Source organism: Tepidimonas sediminis, from assembly GCF_007556605.1.
In the GTDB taxonomy this organism is placed as follows: domain Bacteria; phylum Pseudomonadota; class Gammaproteobacteria; order Burkholderiales; family Burkholderiaceae_C; genus Tepidimonas; species Tepidimonas sediminis.
Genome location: NZ_VJND01000002.1, coordinates 189,533 through 205,769 on the forward strand (window position 1 = coordinate 189,533; position 16,237 = coordinate 205,769).

16 protein-coding genes are annotated in these 16,237 nt (G+C 72.8%); 9 read left to right on the forward strand and 7 right to left on the reverse strand.

The window, feature by feature from the left end:
• Positions 1-64: 64 nt before the first annotated feature.
• Positions 65-1,180 (forward strand): glutamate 5-kinase, encoded by a 1,116-nt coding sequence (gene proB, locus Tsedi_RS02815; RefSeq protein ID WP_246099159.1) that lies wholly within the window; start codon positions 65-67, stop codon positions 1,178-1,180.
• 21 nt (positions 1,181-1,201) lie between these two features.
• On the opposite strand, the gene Tsedi_RS02820 is transcribed toward proB, so the two are convergent.
• Positions 1,202-1,732 carry a CNP1-like family protein gene (locus tag Tsedi_RS02820; RefSeq protein WP_143893394.1) on the reverse strand — a complete coding sequence of 177 codons (531 nt, stop codon included), beginning with the start codon at positions 1,730-1,732 and terminating at the stop codon, positions 1,202-1,204.
• Positions 1,729-2,427 carry an RNA pyrophosphohydrolase gene (locus Tsedi_RS02825; RefSeq protein WP_143893396.1) on the reverse strand — a complete coding sequence of 233 codons (699 nt, stop codon included), beginning with the start codon at positions 2,425-2,427 and terminating at the stop codon, positions 1,729-1,731. The genes Tsedi_RS02820 and Tsedi_RS02825 overlap by 4 nt, the downstream gene beginning before the upstream one ends.
• A gap of 61 nt (positions 2,428-2,488) precedes the next feature.
• Here Tsedi_RS02825 and Tsedi_RS02830 point away from each other — a divergent pair, with 61 nt between their 5' ends.
• Together Tsedi_RS02830 and Tsedi_RS02835 are read left to right on the forward strand one after the other, a co-directional pair.
• The gene (locus Tsedi_RS02830) at positions 2,489-4,234 is read left to right on the forward strand and encodes a proline--tRNA ligase (protein ID WP_143893399.1); all 1,746 of its coding nucleotides are present in this window, start codon (positions 2,489-2,491) and stop codon (positions 4,232-4,234) included.
• 2 nt (positions 4,235-4,236) lie between these two features.
• Positions 4,237-4,938, forward strand: a complete 702-nt coding sequence (locus Tsedi_RS02835; RefSeq protein WP_143893401.1) for a lytic transglycosylase domain-containing protein — start codon at positions 4,237-4,239, stop codon at positions 4,936-4,938.
• Positions 4,939-4,951: 13 nt separating this feature from the next.
• On the opposite strand, the gene Tsedi_RS02840 is transcribed toward Tsedi_RS02835, so the two are convergent.
• The 5 genes from Tsedi_RS02840 to hemA all read right to left on the reverse strand — a co-directional run bounded on the left by Tsedi_RS02840 (position 4,952) and on the right by hemA (position 9,776).
• Positions 4,952-5,959 (reverse strand): AAA family ATPase, encoded by a 1,008-nt coding sequence (locus tag Tsedi_RS02840; protein ID WP_143893403.1) that lies wholly within the window; start codon positions 5,957-5,959, stop codon positions 4,952-4,954.
• A 104-nt stretch (positions 5,960-6,063) separates the two neighbouring features.
• The gene (gene grxD, locus Tsedi_RS02845; protein WP_143893405.1) at positions 6,064-6,390 is read right to left on the reverse strand and encodes a Grx4 family monothiol glutaredoxin; all 327 of its coding nucleotides are present in this window, start codon (positions 6,388-6,390) and stop codon (positions 6,064-6,066) included.
• Between the two features lie 40 nt (positions 6,391-6,430).
• Entirely contained in the window at positions 6,431-7,339 is a 909-nt protein-coding gene (prmC, locus tag Tsedi_RS02850; RefSeq protein ID WP_143893406.1) for a peptide chain release factor N(5)-glutamine methyltransferase, read from the reverse strand.
• Positions 7,340-7,350: 11 nt separating this feature from the next.
• Entirely contained in the window at positions 7,351-8,466 is a 1,116-nt protein-coding gene (prfA, locus tag Tsedi_RS02855; RefSeq protein ID WP_143893408.1) for a peptide chain release factor 1, read from the reverse strand.
• Complete coding sequence (gene hemA, locus Tsedi_RS02860) at positions 8,463-9,776, reverse strand: glutamyl-tRNA reductase (RefSeq protein ID WP_143893410.1); 1,314 nt, start codon at positions 9,774-9,776, stop codon at positions 8,463-8,465. The genes prfA and hemA overlap by 4 nt, the downstream gene beginning before the upstream one ends.
• 28 nt (positions 9,777-9,804) lie before the next feature.
• On the opposite strand from hemA, the gene Tsedi_RS02865 reads away from it, so the two are divergent.
• From Tsedi_RS02865 to Tsedi_RS02890, 6 genes are all read left to right on the forward strand, one after another.
• Positions 9,805-10,080, forward strand: coding sequence for a hypothetical protein (locus tag Tsedi_RS02865; RefSeq protein ID WP_246099149.1), 276 nt, complete (start codon positions 9,805-9,807; stop codon positions 10,078-10,080).
• Positions 10,081-10,223: 143 nt separating this feature from the next.
• Entirely contained in the window at positions 10,224-14,123 is a 3,900-nt protein-coding gene (locus tag Tsedi_RS02870) for a DUF3683 domain-containing protein (RefSeq protein WP_143893414.1), read from the forward strand.
• Entirely contained in the window at positions 14,120-14,560 is a 441-nt protein-coding gene (locus Tsedi_RS02875; protein ID WP_143893416.1) for an HIT family protein, read from the forward strand. Before Tsedi_RS02870 ends, Tsedi_RS02875 begins: the two co-directional genes overlap by 4 nt.
• Positions 14,561-14,572: 12 nt before the next feature.
• Positions 14,573-14,992 carry a hypothetical protein gene (locus Tsedi_RS12145; RefSeq protein WP_185970559.1) on the forward strand — a complete coding sequence of 140 codons (420 nt, stop codon included), beginning with the start codon at positions 14,573-14,575 and terminating at the stop codon, positions 14,990-14,992.
• A 25-nt stretch (positions 14,993-15,017) separates the two neighbouring features.
• Positions 15,018-15,425 (forward strand): gamma-butyrobetaine hydroxylase family protein, encoded by a 408-nt coding sequence (locus tag Tsedi_RS02885; protein WP_143893418.1) that lies wholly within the window; start codon positions 15,018-15,020, stop codon positions 15,423-15,425.
• A gap of 63 nt (positions 15,426-15,488) precedes the next feature.
• Positions 15,489-16,223, forward strand: coding sequence for a class I SAM-dependent methyltransferase (locus Tsedi_RS02890; RefSeq protein WP_143893420.1), 735 nt, complete (start codon positions 15,489-15,491; stop codon positions 16,221-16,223).
• Positions 16,224-16,237: the final 14 nt, after the last annotated feature.

The following is a 16,237-nucleotide window of genomic DNA, read 5'->3' on the forward strand; positions in this document are numbered from 1 at the left end:
TTCCGCCGCCGACCGCGACCCCGCCACCGGCCTGAGCCTGCCGGCGCGCGCACCGGCTGAGGTGCTGCGCGCGGCGCGGCGCATCGTCGTCAAGGTCGGCTCCAGCCTCGTGACCAACGAGGGGCGCGGGCTGGACGAGGGCGCCATCGGCCAGTGGGCGCGCCAGCTCGCGCACCTGGTGCGCGACGGGCGCGAGGTGGTGATGGTCTCCAGCGGCGCGATCGCCGAGGGCATGAAGCGCCTGGGCTGGGCGGTGCGGCCCAAGGAGCTGCACGAGCTGCAGGCGGCCGCGGCGGTGGGGCAGATGGGGTTGGCGCAGATGTGGGAGACCAAGCTGCGCGGGCAGGGGCTGCGCAGCGCGCAGGTGCTGCTGACGCATGCGGACCTGGCCGACCGCGAGCGCTACCTCAACGCCCGCTCCACGCTCTTGACGCTGCTGGCGCACGGCGTGGTGCCGGTCATCAACGAGAACGACACCGTCGTCAACGACGAGATCAAGTTCGGCGACAACGACACGCTGGGCGCCCTGGTGGCCAACCTGATCGAGGCCGACCTGCTGGTGATCCTGACCGACCAGCGCGGCCTCTACACCGCCGACCCGCGCAAGCGGCCCGACGCCGCCTTCGTGCACGTGGCGCGTGCGGGCGATGCGGCGCTGGAGGCGATGGCCGGCGGCGCCGGCACGCGCGTGGGCACCGGCGGCATGATCACCAAGGTGCTGGCGGCACGGCGCGCGGCCGGCTCCGGTGCCTCCACCGTGATCGCCTGGGGGCGCGAGGCCGACGTGCTGCCGCGGCTGCTGGGTGGCGAGCCGATCGGCACCGTGCTGGTGGCCGACGCGCCCAAGCAGCAGGCGCGCAAGCGCTGGATCACCAGTCAGCTGCAGCTGCGCGGCGCGGTGACGGTGGACGACGGCGCGGTGGAGAAGCTTGTGCGCGAGGGCAAGAGCCTGCTGCCGATCGGCATGACGGCGGTGGAAGGCGAGTTCCACCGCGGCGACGTGATCGCGGTGCGCGCGCCCGACGGCCGCGAGATCGCGCGCGGGCTGGCCAACTACGCCGCCGCCGAGGCGCGCCTGCTCTGCCGCCGGCCGTCGGCGGAGATCGAGCGCCTGCTCGGCTACACGGCCGAGCCGGAGATGATCCACCGCGACAACCTGGTCGTGACGGCGGCGGCCTAGGCCAGCGCGTCGAGGGCTGCCTCAGCGGTCCGCCGCACGGCCCTGTCGCAGCGCGCGCAGCATGTCGGCCGGACGGCCGTTGGGCGTGGCGCCGTCGCAAAAACCCCCGCGCGCCAGCGCCACCGCCGGACGCGAGGCGAACTCCCCGCCCAGGTTGCGCCACGCCGGCTCCGGGTTGACGCGCCAGCCGGGCGGTGGGCCGGGGTTCCAGTGCGCATAGGTCTTGACCTGCGCGGTGGCGCAGCGCAGCCCCTCGTACCAGGCGTTGAGCGCGCCGCCGTCGCCCTGCGCGACGATGACGTAGCGGATGACGCCGTCGGACCCCAGCGTGACGCTGTCGGGGTCGACGCCGAAGCGCAGCTGGCTGTGCACCGACGGGGTGAACGGCACCAGCCGCTCGGTGCGCAGCGGCGGCGGGGGCGGGACCTCGGCCTCGCGCCAGTCGCGGTTCGGGTCGGTCAGCAGCTGGGCCTGCGCGCCGGCGGCCAGCAGCAGCGCCAGCGCGGCGGTGGCGCGGCGCCGACGGAAGGGCAGGGGGAGAAGGTGACTCACGGTACGGTGGGCTTCGGTTGCCGCGGGCGCACGGCCGGCACCGCGCCGGGCGGGCTGCCGCGGCTGGCGCCGGGCGGCAGCTCGGCGTCGGAGGGCACACCGAGCTGCGGCGGCAGCGCACGCGCGCCGCGTGCCGGGGCTGCCTCGCCCCGCGCTGCCGGCGGCCGGGCGTTGCGCAGGAAGCGGTTGCCGCGGCCGTCACGGCGCACCGGCCCGTTTTGTACCGGCGGCAGGTAGGCGGCCAGCTCCTGCAGCGCGCGCTGGTAGACCTCGCGCTTGAATTCGATCACCAGGTCCAGCGGCACCCAGTAGTCGTTCCAGCGCCAGGCGTCGAATTCGGGGTGGTCGGTGGCGCGCAGGTTCAGGTTCCAGTCGCCGCCGACCAGCCGCAGCAGGAACCAGATCTGCTTCTGGCCGCGATAGTGGCCGCGCGCCTCGCGGCGGATGTAGCGGTCGGGCACCTCGTAGCGCAGCCAGTCGCGCGTGCGCGCGATGATCTCCACGTGCTCCGGCTTCAGGCCGATCTCCTCGTGCAGCTCACGGTACATCGCCTGCTCGGGCGTCTCGCCGCGGTCGATGCCCCCTTGCGGAAACTGCCACGAATGCGTGCGGATGCGCTTGCCCCAGAAGACCTGGTTGCGGTGGTTGAGCAGGATGATGCCGACATTCGGCCGGAAGCCGTCCCTGTCAAGCATAATCAACCCCAATCTTGTAAAGCTGGCCCGATTATGCAACGCGGGTCATCGTCATGTCGACATGAGAGCCTCCCAGTATCACATCGCCACCCTCAAGGAAGCCCCGGCCGACGCCGAGGTCGTCAGCCACCGCCTGATGCTGCGCGCCGGCATGATCAAGAAGCTGTCGGCCGGCATCTACACCTACATGCCGCTGGGGCTGCGTGTCATCCGCAAGGTCGAGCGCATCGTGCGCGAGGAGATGGACCGCGCCGGCGCCATCGAGCTGACCATGCCGATCGTGCAGCCGGCCGAACTGTGGCAGGAGACCGGCCGCTTCGCGAAGATGGGTCCGGAGCTGCTGCGCATCAAGGACCGGCACGAGCGCGACTTCGTCATCCAGCCCACCAGCGAGGAGGTCGTCACCGACATCGCGCGCCAGGAGCTGAGGAGCTACAAGCAGCTGCCGAAGAACTTCTACCAGATCCAGACCAAGTTCCGTGACGAGCGCCGCCCGCGCTTCGGCCTGATGCGCGGCCGCGAGTTCATCATGAAGGACGCCTACAGCTTCGACCGCGACGCCGCGGGCGCGCAGCGCAGCTACCAGATCATGGCGCAGGCGTACCGGCGCATCTTCGACCGCTTCGGGCTGCGCTACCGCGCGGTGGCGGCCGACAGCGGCGCCATCGGCGGCGACCTGAGCGAGGAGTTCCAGGTGATCGCCGCCACCGGCGAGGACGCCATCGTCTACTGCCCTACCAGCGACTACGCCGCCAACCTGGAAAAGGCCGAGGCGCTGCCGCCGCAGGGGCCGCGCCCGGCGCCCGCCCAGCCGCTGACCAAGGTCGCCACGCCGGGCAGGAGCACCTGCGCGCAGGTGGCCGAGCTGCTCGGCGTGCCGCTGGCGCGCACCGTCAAGTCCATCGTGCTGGCCACCGACGAGGTCAACGAGCGCGACGAGATCGTCGCCACCCGCATCTGGCTGCTGCTGCTGCGCGGCGACCACGACATGAACGAGGTCAAGGTCGGCAAGCTGCCCGGGCTGGAGCTGGGTTGGCGCTTCGCCACCGAGGCCGAGATCGTCGAGCACTTCGGCTGCCGCCCCGGCTACCTGGGGCCGGTGGGCATGCGCAAGCCGGTGACGGTGGTGGCCGACCGCGAGGTGGCGGTGATGGCCGACTGGATCTGCGGCGCCAACGAGGCGGACTTCCACCTGACCGGCGTCAACTGGGGGCGCGACCTGCCGGAGCCGGATCGGGTGGCCGACATCCGCAACGTCGTCGCCGGCGACCCGTCGCCGGACGGCAAGGGGGTGCTGGCGATCGAGCGCGGCATCGAGGTCGGGCACGTGTTCTACCTCGGCACCAAGTACAGCCGGGCGATGAACGCCACCTTCCTCGACGAGGACGGCAAGCCCAAGCCGTTCGAGATGGGTTGCTACGGCATCGGCATCACGCGCCTGCCGGCGGCGGCCATCGAGCAGAACCATGACGAGCGCGGCATCATCTGGCCGGATGCGATCGCGCCGTTCACGGTGGTGATCTGCCCGATCGGCTACGACCGCAGCGAGGCGGTGCGCGGCGCGGCGGATCGGCTCTACGCCGAGCTGCTGGACGCCGGCGTCGACGTGATCCTGGACGACCGCGGCGAGCGCCCCGGCGTGATGTTCGCCGACTGGGAGCTGATCGGTGTGCCGCACCGGCTGACGGTCGGTGACAAGGGGCTCAAGGACGGGGTGGTCGAGTACCAGCACCGGCGCGACGGCGCGCCGACGCCGGTGCCGCTGGCCGAGGCGGCCGGCTGGGTGCGCGCGCGGCTGCAGGTCTGACGATGGCGGCGGTGCCCGGTCCGGTCTTGCGGTTGACGCGCCGCGCCGGCCTGCGCGCCGCGGCCGGCTGGGCGCTGGCGCGTGCCGCCGCGCCGTGGGGGCTGGCCGCCGGGTTGCTGGCGGCGCCGCCGGCTGCGCGCGCCGGCGCGCAGATCGAGGAGCCGCTGTCGGATGCCGTGCGTCACGCGCTGCGCGCCGCGGTGGAGCAGCTCGACCCGCCCGAGCCGGTGCTGACCAGCGCCGAGGAGCGCGTGCACTACGTGCGCTGGCTGGCCGACGGCAGCTGGCGGCTGCGCCGGCGCAAGCCCGAGGCGCGCGCGCGCGAGGATTTCCTGCAGACCGTCTGGTACGAGAGCCGCCGCGCGGGCCTGGACACCGCGCTGGTGCTCGGGCTGATCGAGGTCGAAAGCGGCTTTCGCCGCTGGGCGATCTCGCGCGCCGGCGCACGCGGCTACATGCAGGTGATGCCGTTCTGGACGCGGCTGATCGGCGACGGCGATCCGGACAAGCTGTTTCACCTGCAGACCAACCTGCGCTACGGCTGCGTGATCCTGCGCCACTACCTCGACCGCGAGCGCGGCGATCTCTTTCTGGCGCTGGGGCGCTACAACGGCAGCCGCGGGCAGGCGGCGTACCCGAATGCGGTGCTGGCCGCGCGGCGCCGCTGGGCTGACCTGGGCCACGGCGCGGCGCCGCGCGCCTGAAGGCGCGGCCCGCCTAGGCCAGAAAGCCGATGCGCCCCTTGCCCGCCGCCGGCGCGGGCAGGTCACGCACCTCCAGGTGGTCGCGCTCGTCCAGCCGCGCGTTGCCGAACGCCGTCATCAGCGCGCGGCGCATCTCGCGCGGCGCCAGTTCCGCCAACCGCTCCAGCACGTCGTCGCCCGGCTCCTCATCGAACAGCCGCCCCCAGTCGTGCGCGGCGCGCAGCCGCTGGTAGAGCAGCCGCGCGATCGTGCGCGCCTCCTCGCGCGTCGGTGGCGCGATCTCGAACACGTTCATGCGGTTGAGGATCGGCTCGGGGATCGCGCGCTCGTCGTTGGCGGTGGTGATCCAGATCACCTGGCTGGCGTCGATCGGCACTTCAGCGAACTCATCGACAAAGCGCTGCGCGGTCTGCGGCTCCAGCAGCCCGTACAGCGCGCCCAGCGGGTCGTACTGCGCGTGCTCGCTGGCCTTGTCGATCTCGTCGACGACGATCACCGGGTTGGCGTAGTCGCCCTCCACCAGCGCCTCGAAGACCTTGCCGGGCTTGGCGCCCTTCCACTGCGAGGAGGAGCCCGACAGCAGCCAGCCGGCGGTCATCGCGCTCATCGGCACCAGCGTCATGGTGGTGGCCAGCAGCTCGGCCAGCTGCTGCGCGAAGTGCGTCTTGCCCACACCCGGCGGTCCCAGCAGCAGGATCGGCGTGACCTCCAGGCTGTCGCTGCCGGCCTGCGCCAGCGCCACGTGGCGCTTGATGTCGTCGAGCACGGCGCGGAAGTTGGGCAGCTGCTCGTACAGCGGCGCCATGTCAGGCACGCCGGAAGGCTTGACCGCGAAGCGCTGCGGTCCGCGCTCCAGCATGCGCTCGTAGGTCTGGCACAGGGTGGCCTGCTCGCGCTCGTGGCCCTGGGCCTTCAGGCGCTTCAGGCGCTGCTCGACGTCGTCCGGGTTGAAGATCTCGCGCACGCGCGCGATCGGCAGGCCGCGCGGCGGCGCGATCGTGGGCACGCTGTCGTGGACCATGGTGCACTCCTTCGAACGATCGGCTCGTCGACCATTGAAGCAAGCACCGTGCCGGCTGCGGTATCGGGACGGACCCGGGGTGTGGCGTGCGGCGCAGTGCCGCCTCACGCGGTTGGAGCCGCCAGCAGCTTCTGCAGTTCGCCGCTCTCGTACATCTCCATCATGATGTCGGAGCCGCCGATGAATTCGCCGCGCACGTACAGCTGCGGGATGGTGGGCCAGTTGCTGTACTCCTTGATGCCCTGGCGCACCTCGGGGTCGTCCAGCACGTTGACGGCGACGATGGCCTTGGGGTCGACCCCGCAGGCCTTCAGGATCTGCACCGCGCGGCCGGAGAAGCCGCACATCGGAAAGCTCGGCGTGCCCTTCATGAAGAGCACGATGTCGTGGTTCTTGACCAGCTGGTCGATGCGCTGTTGCACGTCGCTCATGGCTCGTCTCGCGTGGCGTGTCGGGTTGCGGATGCCGCCATTATCCCGCCGCCGGCGAGCCCGTGCCGCCGCCGGGGGTGCCGGGCCATGCCGCGCCGGTGCAGCGCACGTGGCCGCCCAGGTCGCGGCGGTGCGCCGGTGCACCGAAGCCGTGCGCGCGCAGCAGCGCCGCCACCGCGGCGGCCTGATCCCAGCCGTGCTCCAGCAGCAGCCAGCCGCCGGGGCGCAACCGCGCCGGCGCGCCGGCGATGATGGCGCGCAGCGCGTCCAGCCCGTCGGCGCCGGCCACCAGCGCCTGGCGCGGCTCGTGGCGCAGCGCGGGCAGGTGCGGATCGTTCTCGGCCAGGTAGGGCGGGTTGCTGACGACGAGGTCGAAGCGCGCCGGCGGCGCGGACGCGGCGGATTCGTCACCCCACGGCCGCCAGCCGTCCCACCAGTGGCCGTGCAGCCAGCGTACCGGCAGGGCGAGCCGCCGGCCGTTGGCCGCGGCCACCGCCAGCGCGGCGGGGCTCGCGTCCAGCGCCCACACACGCGCGGCCGGCCGGCGCGCCTGCAGCGCCAGCGCGATGGCGCCACTGCCGGTGCCCAGGTCCAGCACGTCGGCGGCCTGCCCCTGCGGCAGCAGTTCCAACGCCCAGTCCACCAGCGTCTCGGTGTCCGGGCGGGGGTCGAGCACGCGCGCATCCACCTGCAGCGTCAGGCCGTGAAAGCCGCGTTCGCCGACCAGGTAGGCCAGCGGCACGCCGTCGCGGCGCTGCGCGCACAGCGCGGCGTAGCGCGCCGCCGCCGGCGCCGGCAGCGGCTCCTCGCCATGCGCCAGCAGCCAGGCGCGCTCCTGCAGGCCGCGGCCCAGCGCGTGCAGCAGCAGCCACTGTGCTTCCAGCCGTGGCAGGCCGCGCGCCTGCGCGGCGCGCAGCGCCTCGTCGAGCGTGCGGGCGCGGTCGGGCATGCGCGGGGCCCTCAGCTCGCGCCGGCGGCGGCGCGCGCCTCCAGCTCCGCCAGCTGCTGCGCGCCGTGCGCCAGCCGCAGCGCGTGCACCAGGTCGTCGAGCTCGCCGTCCAGCACCGCCGGCAGCTGGTGCAGCGTCAGGTCGATGCGGTGGTCGGTGACGCGGCTCTGCGGGAAGTTGTAGGTGCGGATGCGGTCGCTGCGGTCGCCGCTGCCGATCAGGCTCCTGCGCGTGGCGGCCTGCTGCGCGGCGCGCGCCTGGCGCTCGCGCTCCTGCAGCCGCGCCAGCAGCACCTGCAGCGCGCGCGCCTTGTTGCGATGCTGGCTGCGGTCGTCCTGGCATTCGGCCACCAGGCCCGTGGGCAGGTGGGTGATGCGTACCGCCGAGTCGGTGCGGTTGACGTGCTGGCCGCCGGCGCCGCTGGCGCGGAAGGTGTCGATGCGCAGCTCGGCCGGGTCGAGCTGGATGGCCTGCTGCTCGTCGGGCTCCGGCAGCACCGCCACGGTGCAGGCGCTGGTGTGGATGCGGCCCTGCGACTCGGTGACCGGGATGCGCTGCACGCGGTGGCCGCCGGATTCGAAGCGCAGCCGCCCGTAGGCGCCCTCGCCGGCGATGCGCAGCACGACTTCCTTGTAGCCGCCGAGGTCGCTCGGCGAGGCGCTGAGCTCCTCCACGCGCCAGCCCTGGCGCTCGGCGTAGCGCGCGTACATGCGCGCCAGGTCGGCTGCGAACAGCGCCGCCTCCTCGCCGCCGGTGCCGGCGCGGATCTCGACGAAGGCGTTGCGCGCGTCGTCCGGATCGCGTGGCACCAGCCGCGCCTGCAGCTCGTCTTCCAGCGCGCGCAGCTCGGCCTGCGCGGCCTCGATCTCGTCGGCCGCCAGCGCCGCCAGCGCCGCATCCCCCTCGGCCATGGCCTCGTCGTGCAGCTGCAGCGCCGCCTGCCAGTCGGCCTCGCGCTGCAGGTAGCGCAGGTAAGGCTGCACCAGCGCGTCGGTCTCGGCGTGCTCGCGCGACAGCGCCTGAAAGCGCGCCAGGTCGGCGGTGGCGTCCGGCGCGGCCAGCTGGGCGTCGAGCTCGTGCAGCCGGCGGCGGCGCTGCTCCAGCGTCTGGCGGACGAAGGCTTTCATGCGCCCTGGGTCGCCGCGCCGTCGGCCGCGCCGGCCGGCCCGCGGCGGCCGCGCAGGAACAGCCGCTGCACCATCTCGGCGGTGTGCCGGCGTGCCGCCTCGTCGCCGCCGTGCAGCTCCGCCAGCGCCCCGTGCAGCATCTTCTGCGTCAGGCCGCGCGCCAGCGCCTGCAGCGCCTCCTCGGGGCTGGCGCCGCGCGCCAGCAGCCGGCGCGCGCGCGCCAGCTCGGCCTGCTGCCACGCCTCGGCCTGCGCGTGCAGGTCGCGGATCAACGGCACCACGCCGTGGCGCGGGTCGCGCTCGCGCAGCCAGAGCATGAAGCTCTGCACGCCGGCGTCGATGATCGCCTCGGCCTGCGCCACCGCGGCCTGCCGGCTGTCGCGGCCGGCCTGCACGACGGCGGCCAGGTCGTCCACGGTGTACAGGTAGACGTCGTCGAGCTGGCGCACCTCGGCCTCGATGTTGCGCGGCACGGCCAGGTCGACCATGAACATCGGGCGATGGCGGCGGCGCTTCAGCGCGCTTTCCACCATGCCCAACCCGATCAGCGGCAGCGTGCTGGCGGTGCAGCTGACCACGGCGTCGAACTCGTGCAGACGCGCCGGCAGATCCGACAGGCGCAGGGCCTCGGCACCGAAGCGCGCCGCCAGCCGCTCGCCGCGCTCCAGCGTGCGGTTGGCGATCGCCATCGCCCGCGGCTGGCGCGCGGCGAAGTGCGTGGCGGTCAGCTCGATCATCTCGCCGGCGCCGACGAACAGCACGCGGATCTCGCGCAGATCCTCGAACAGCTGGCCGCACAGGCGCACCGCCGCGGCGGCCATGCTGATGGAGTGCGCGCCGATCTCGGTGCTGCTGCGCACCTGCTTGGCCACCGCGAACGAGCGCTGGAACAGCTGGTGCAGCGTCGTGCCCAGCGTGCCGGCCTCGTCGGCGACGCGCACCGCGTCCTTCAACTGGCCCAGGATCTGCGGCTCGCCCAGCACCATGCTGTCCAGCCCGCTGGCCACGCGGAAGGCGTGGCGTGCCGCGGCGTCGTCGCGCAGCACGTAGGCGTGGCGCAGCAGCGCCTCGGCCGGCACGCCGCCGTTGTCGGCCAGCCAGCGCGCGCTCGACTCCACCAACGGTTCGTCGCTGGCGCAGTACAGCTCGGTGCGGTTGCAGGTGGACAGCAGCGTGGCCTCGGCCGGGCGCGCCAGCGCGGCGCGCAGGCGGCGCAGGGCGTCCGGGATCTGCTCCAGCGCGAAGGCGAACCGCCCCCGCACGTCCAGCGGAGCGGTCTGGTGGTTGATGCCGAGCGCCCAGACTGCCATGTCCCGGATTATAAAATCCGCCCCCTGCGTGGACGTCTTGACCGCCCTGTCGCACCTGATCCAGCTGGTGGCGCCCGCCTGGAGCGCCGGCGCGCTGCTGGCGGGGCTCGTGGCGGCGCGGCGGCGCGACGGCGCGTGGCCGCGGCGCTGGGCGCGCGAGACGCTGTGGCTGGCGCTGCCCGGCTCGGCGGTGCTGGTCGGCGGGCTGGTGCTGACCGGCGCCGACGGCCGCATCGCCACGTACGGCGCGCTGGTGCTGCTGCAGGGAGCGCTGGCGGCGTGGCGTGCCCGCCCGCGCGGCTGAGGCGTCGGTCCCCAGTGGCGGCAGGGATACCGGGCACGCCGGCCGGTCTGCATGCTGCGCTGCGGTAACATCCCGGTCCCCGCGTCGGCGCCCGAGACCGTCCCGGACCGGGTGGCCAGGCCGCGCGGGGCCGCCCCACAGCCATGAACGCGCCCACACCCCTGCACGCCCTGCTCGATGCCGCGCCCGACGCGCCCCGGCTGCGCGAGATCCCATACAACTACACGTCGTTTTGCGATCGCGAGATCGTGATCCGGCTGCTCGGGGAGCGCGCCTGGGCGTTGCTGGAGCAGCTGCGCAGCGAGCGGGCCACCGGCCGCTCGGCGCGCATGCTCTACGAGGTGCTCGGCGATATCTGGGTGGTGCAGCGCAACCCCTACATCCAGGACGACCTGCTGGCCAACGCGCGCCGCCGCAGCGCGCTGATCGAGGCGCTGCACCACCGCCTGCGCGAGATCGAGAAGCGCCGCCGCCCGCACGAGGACGCCGAGCGCGACGCCAAGGTGGGCGAGCTGCTGGCGCTGGCGCAGCAGGCGGTGCGGGCGTTTGCGGCCCACTTCGACGAGGTGGCGGCGCTGCGCCGCCGCGCGCTGCGGGTGCTCAGGCGCCACACGCACAAGGACAACATCCGCTTCGACGGCCTGTCGCGCGTCAGCCACGTGACGGATGCCACCGACTGGCGCGTCGAATACCCGTTCGTCGTGCTCACGCCCGACAGCGAGGAGGAGATCGTCGGCCTGGTGCAGGGCTGCATCGAGCTGGGGTTGACGATCATCCCGCGCGGCGGCGGCACCGGCTACACCGGCGGCGCGGTGCCGCTGACGTGGAAGAGCGCGGTCATCAACACCGAAAAGCTCGAGCGCCTGACCGAGGTGGAGCTGACGCCGATCCCCGGCCACGCCGAGCCGGTGCCGACCATCTGGACCGAAGCGGGCGTGGTCACGCAGCGCGTGGCCGATGCGGCCGAGCGCGCCGGCTACGTGTTCGCGGTCGACCCGACCTCGGCCGAGGCGTCGTGCATCGGCGGCAACATCGCGATGAACGCCGGCGGCAAGAAGGCGGTGCTGTGGGGCACGGCGCTGGACAACCTGCTGAGCTGGCGCATGGTCACGCCCCAGGCGCAGTGGCTGGAGGTCACGCGCCTGAACCACAACCTCGGCAAGATCCACGACGCCGAGGTGGCCAGCTTCGAGCTGAAGTATTTCGAGGCCGACGGCAAGACCCCCATCCGCACCGAGCGGCTCGACATCCCGGGCTCGGCCTTCCGCAAGGCGGGCCTGGGCAAGGACGTCACCGACAAGTTCCTGAGCGGCCTGCCCGGCGTGCAGAAGGAGGGCTGCGACGGCATCATCACCAGCGCGCGCTGGGTGGTGCACCGCATGCCGGCGCACACGCGCACCGTGTGCCTGGAGTTCTTCGGCAACCCCAGGGACGCCGTGCCCTCGATCGTCGAGATCAAGGACTTCATGTTCGCCGAGCAGCGGCGCAGCGGCACGCTGCTGGCCGGGCTGGAGCACCTGGACGACCGCTACCTGAAGGCGGTGGGCTACACCACCAAGAGCAAGCGCGGCACGCTGCCGAAGATGGTGCTGATCGGCGACCTCGTCGGCGACGATCCGGACGCGGTGGCGCGCGCCGCCAGCGAGGTGGTGCGGCTGGCCAATGCGCGCGGCGGCGAGGGGTTCGTGGCCGTCAGCGCCGAGGCGCGCAAGAAGTTCTGGGCCGACCGCAAGCGCACCGCCGCCATCAGCCGCCACACCAACGCCTTCAAGATCAACGAGGACGTGGTGATCCCGCTGGAGCGCATGGGCGAGTACACGCTGGGCATCGAGCGCATCAACATCGAGCTGAGCCTGCGCAACAAGATCCGCCTGTGCGACGAGCTGGAGGCCTTTCTGCAGCGGCCGCAGCTGCCGCTGGGCAAGGTGGAGGACCGTGCCGAGGCCCCCGCGCCGGAGCTGGTGGAGGAGCGGCGCGAGCAGGCGCTGGCGCTGGTGCGCACGGTGCGTGCGCAGTGGCAGGGCTGGCTGGAGGGGCTGGATGCCGTGCCCGAAGGGCAGACGCGCACGGTGTTCGAGCTGCTGCAGGATCACACCTGGCGCGCGAGCTGGAAGGCGCAGCTGCGCCAGCCGCTGCGCGAGCTGTTCGGCGGTGCGGCGCTGGCGCCGGTGGCCGCGGAGTGCGAGGCGATCCACCGCCGCGTGCTCAAGGGCCGTGTCTGGATCGCGCTGCACATGCACGCCGGCGACGGCAACGTGCACACCAACATCCCGGTCAACAGCGACGACTACGCGATGCTGCGCACCGCGCACGAGGCGGTGGACCGCGTGATGGCGCTGGCGCGCAGCCTGGGCGGCGTGATCTCCGGCGAGCACGGCATCGGCATCACCAAGCTGCAGTACCTCACCGACGAGGAGCTGGCGCCGTTTGCCGCCTACAAGGCGAAGGTCGATCCGCAAGGCCGCTTCAACCGCGGCAAGCTGCTGCGCCAGCCCATGCCCGAGGCGCGCGCGGCCGACCTGCGCGACGCCTACACGCCGAGCTTCAACCTGCTCGGGCACGAGTCGCTCATCATGCAGCAGAGCGACATCGGCTCGATCGCCGACAGCATCAAGGACTGCCTGCGCTGCGGCAAGTGCAAGCCGGTGTGCTCCACGCACGTGCCGCGCGCCAACCTGCTCTACAGCCCGCGCAACAAGATCCTGGCCACCAGCCTGCTGATCGAGGCCTTCCTGTACGAGGAGCAGACGCGCCGCGGCATCAGCGTGCAGCACTGGGAGGAGTTCGAGGACGTGGCCGACCACTGCACGGTGTGCCACAAGTGCGAGAGCCCCTGCCCGGTCAAGATCGACTTCGGCGACGTGTCGATGGCGATGCGCAACCTGCTGCGCAAGATGGGGCGCAAGTCGTGGCGGCCCGGCAACGCGCTGGCGATGGCCTTCCTCAACGCCACCCACCCCGAGACCATCAAGCTGATGCGCACGCTGATGGTGGACGTGGGCTACCGCGCGCAGCGGCTGGCGCACGACCTGCTCAAGCGCGCGGCGCGGCGCCAGACCAGCGCCCCGCCGGCCACCGTCGGCGCGGCGCCGGTCAAGGAGCAGGTGATCCACTTCGTCAACAAGAAGATGCCGGGCAACCTGCCCAAGAAGACGGCGCGCGCGCTGCTCGACATCGAGGACCGGGCCTACGTGCCGATCATCCGCGATCCGCAGCGCACCAGCGCCGACAGCGAGGCGGTGTTCTACTTCCCCGGCTGCGGCTCGGAGCGCCTGTTCAGCCAGGTGGGTCTGGCCACGCAGGCCATGCTGTGGCACGTCGGCGTGCAGACGGTCCTGCCGCCGGGCTACCTGTGCTGCGGCTACCCGCAGCGCGGCAGCGGCCAGTTCGACAAGGCCGACAAGATCATCACCGACAACCGCGTGCTGTTCCACCGCGTGGCCAACACGCTGAACTACCTCGACATCAAGACCGTGGTGGTCAGCTGCGGCACCTGCTACGACCAGCTGCAGCACTACGAGTTCGACAAGATCTTCCCCGGCTGCCGCATCCTCGACATCCACGAATACCTGCTGGAGAAGGGCGTCAGGCTCGAGGGCAAGGAGGCCTACCTCTACCACGACCCCTGCCACAGTCCGATGAAGCTGCAGGATCCGCTCAAGACCGTCAAGGCGCTGGTGGGCGAGACGGTGGTGGCCAGCGACCGCTGCTGCGGCGAGTCCGGGACGCTCGCGGTGACGCGGCCCGACGTCTCCACCCAGGTGCGCTTCCGCAAGGAGCAGGAGCTGCGCAAAAACGAGCGCCAGTTGGCCGAATTAGCGCAGCGCACCGGCGCGCAGCTCACGCCGGGCCGCACCAAGATCCTGACCTCTTGCCCGAGCTGCCTGCAGGGCCTGAGCCGCTATAGCGAAGACTTGAGCAACGGCCTGTTGGAGGCCGACTACATCGTCGTCGAGATCGCGCGCCAGGTGCTGGGCGAGAACTGGCTGCCGGAGTACGTGGCGCGCGCCAACGCCGGCGGCATCGAGCGGGTGCTGGTGTGACCGGCTGCGCGCTGTGCCGCGACGACGGCGGCCTGACGCTGTGGCGCGGGCCGGGCTGGCGCGTGGTGCGCGCGCTGGGCGCCGAGGTGGCCGCCGCCCCGGCGTGGTACCGCGTCATCGCCGCCGCCCACGTGGCCGAGTGGAGCGACCTGCCCCCGGCCGAGCAGGCCCGCGCGATGGCGCTCGTGACGGCGGTGGAGCGCGCGCTGCGCACCACGCTCCTGCCCACCAGGGTCAACCTCGCGAGCCTGGGCAACGTGGTGCCGCACCTGCACTGGCACGTGATCGCGCGCTTCGACTGGGACAGCCGCTTTCCGGCGCCGGTGTGGGCGCCGGCGCAGCGCGGCGACGACGCGCTGCGGCTGGCGGCGCTGCGCGAGCGGCTGCCGGCGTGCGACGCCGCGGTCGTGCAGGCGCTGCAGGCCCAGCCGGGCTGAAAGGAAGCGGCGATGCTGCGCGCGCTGCTGGTGGGGCTGACGCTGCTGCACCTGGGGCCGGGGCTGGCGTTCGCGCTGCTGGCGTTCGGCTGCGACGGGGCGGCGCCATGGCTCGGTGCGCATTGCGGCGGCGACCCGGTGGGCCGCTTCGGCCGTCTGACGCTGGCCGCCTGGGCGGTGCTGGGGCTCGCGTGGCTGGCCTGGGGGGCGGTGCGGCGTGCGCGCCACCGTCCGCCCGGCGGCGCCGCCCGCTGGCAGGCGCTGGCTGCGGTGCTGGCCGCCGGCGGCGCGCTGGGCGGTGCCGGTGCCTGGCTCACCGGGGCGGCGGCCGCCTGGCTGGCCGTGCCGTTGGCGCTGGCCGTGGCGTGGCTGGCGCTGGCCAACCCCGCGGCGTGTCAGCCGCCGCGGGCCGACACGCCCCGACGTCCCTGATCCCCTGCTGGAGGAGGCTGCCGCGATGAATCCCGCATCCCATCCCCGTCCGACCGAACTGACCGTGCACGGCGCCTCGCGCGTGCTGGAGGTCGCCTTCGACGATGGCGCGCGCTTTCGCATCCCGTTCGAGCTGCTGCGCGTCTACTCGCCCTCGGCCGAGGTGCAGGGCCACGGCCCGGGTCAGGCGGTGCTGCAGACCGGCAAGCGCGACGTCACGATCGTCGCGCTGGAGCCGGTCGGGCACTACGCCATGCAGCCCACGTTCTCCGACGGCCACGACAGCGGCCTCTACACGTGGGAGTACCTGTACTTCCTGGGCAGCCGGCAGGACGAGCTGTGGGCGGAGTACGAGCGGCGGCTGGCCGAGGCCGGGCTGGACCGCGACGCGCCGATGCCGGCCAAGGGCGCCGGCGGCTGCGGTCGGCACTGAGCCGCGCGCCCGCCGTGGGCCGCGGGTGGCACGGCGCGCCCCGCTTTGGCGTAGGATGGCGCCATGACGCAGACCCATTTCGGCTTCGAGACCGTCGACGAGCGCGAGAAGGCGCGGCGCGTGCGCGCCGTCTTCGATTCGGTGGCGCCGCGCTACGACCTGATGAACGACCTCATGTCGGTCGGCCTGCACCGCTGGTGGAAGGCCTGCGCCGTGATGGTGGCCGCGCCGCAGCCGGGCCAGCGCGTGCTGGACATCGCCGGCGGCACCGGCGACCTCGGCCTGGCGCTGGCGCCCAAGGTGCAGCCCGGCGGCGTGGTGGTGCACACCGACATCAACGAGACCATGCTGCGCGAGGGCCGTGACCGGCTGCTCGACCGCGGCTGGGCGCTGCCCACCGTGGTGTGCGATGCCGAGCGGCTGCCGTTTCCCGACGGCGCGTTCGACCTCGTCACGGTGGCCTTCGGCCTGCGCAACATGACGCACAAGGAACTTGCGCTGCGCGAAATGAATCGAGTGCTGAAGGTCGGCGGCAAGCTGCTGGTGCTCGAATTCTCCAAGGTCGCGCCCCCGCTGCGCAAAGCCTACGACTGGTACAGCTTCCACGTGCTGCCGCGCCTGGGTCGCTGGGTGGCCGGCGACGAGGCCAGCTACCGCTACCTGGCCGAGTCGATCCGCATGCACCCGGACCAGGAGACGCTGCGCGGGATGATGCGCGAGGCGGGCTTCGGCCACGTCGACGTGCACAACCTGACCGGTGGCGTCGTCGCGCTGCACGTGGGCATCAAGACCGCATGACGTCGAGGAGAGCG

Coding starts and splice junctions, on each gene's coding strand:
- hemA (WP_143893410.1), bottom strand. CDS start 9,776: ATGGCAGTCTGGGCGCTCGGCATCAACCACCAGACCGCTCCGCTGGAC.
- Tsedi_RS02885 (WP_143893418.1), top strand. CDS start 15,018: ATGAATCCCGCATCCCATCCCCGTCCGACCGAACTGACCGTGCACGGC.
- Tsedi_RS02870 (WP_143893414.1), top strand. CDS start 10,224: ATGAACGCGCCCACACCCCTGCACGCCCTGCTCGATGCCGCGCCCGAC.
- prfA (WP_143893408.1), bottom strand. CDS start 8,466: ATGAAAGCCTTCGTCCGCCAGACGCTGGAGCAGCGCCGCCGCCGGCTG.
- prmC (WP_143893406.1), bottom strand. CDS start 7,339: ATGCCCGACCGCGCCCGCACGCTCGACGAGGCGCTGCGCGCCGCGCAG.
- Tsedi_RS02890 (WP_143893420.1), top strand. CDS start 15,489: ATGACGCAGACCCATTTCGGCTTCGAGACCGTCGACGAGCGCGAGAAG.
- Tsedi_RS02835 (WP_143893401.1), top strand. CDS start 4,237: ATGGCGGCGGTGCCCGGTCCGGTCTTGCGGTTGACGCGCCGCGCCGGC.
- Tsedi_RS02840 (WP_143893403.1), bottom strand. CDS start 5,959: ATGGTCCACGACAGCGTGCCCACGATCGCGCCGCCGCGCGGCCTGCCG.
- Tsedi_RS02825 (WP_143893396.1), bottom strand. CDS start 2,427: ATGCTTGACAGGGACGGCTTCCGGCCGAATGTCGGCATCATCCTGCTC.
- grxD (WP_143893405.1), bottom strand. CDS start 6,390: ATGAGCGACGTGCAACAGCGCATCGACCAGCTGGTCAAGAACCACGAC.
- Tsedi_RS02830 (WP_143893399.1), top strand. CDS start 2,489: ATGAGAGCCTCCCAGTATCACATCGCCACCCTCAAGGAAGCCCCGGCC.
- Tsedi_RS12145 (WP_185970559.1), top strand. CDS start 14,573: ATGCTGCGCGCGCTGCTGGTGGGGCTGACGCTGCTGCACCTGGGGCCG.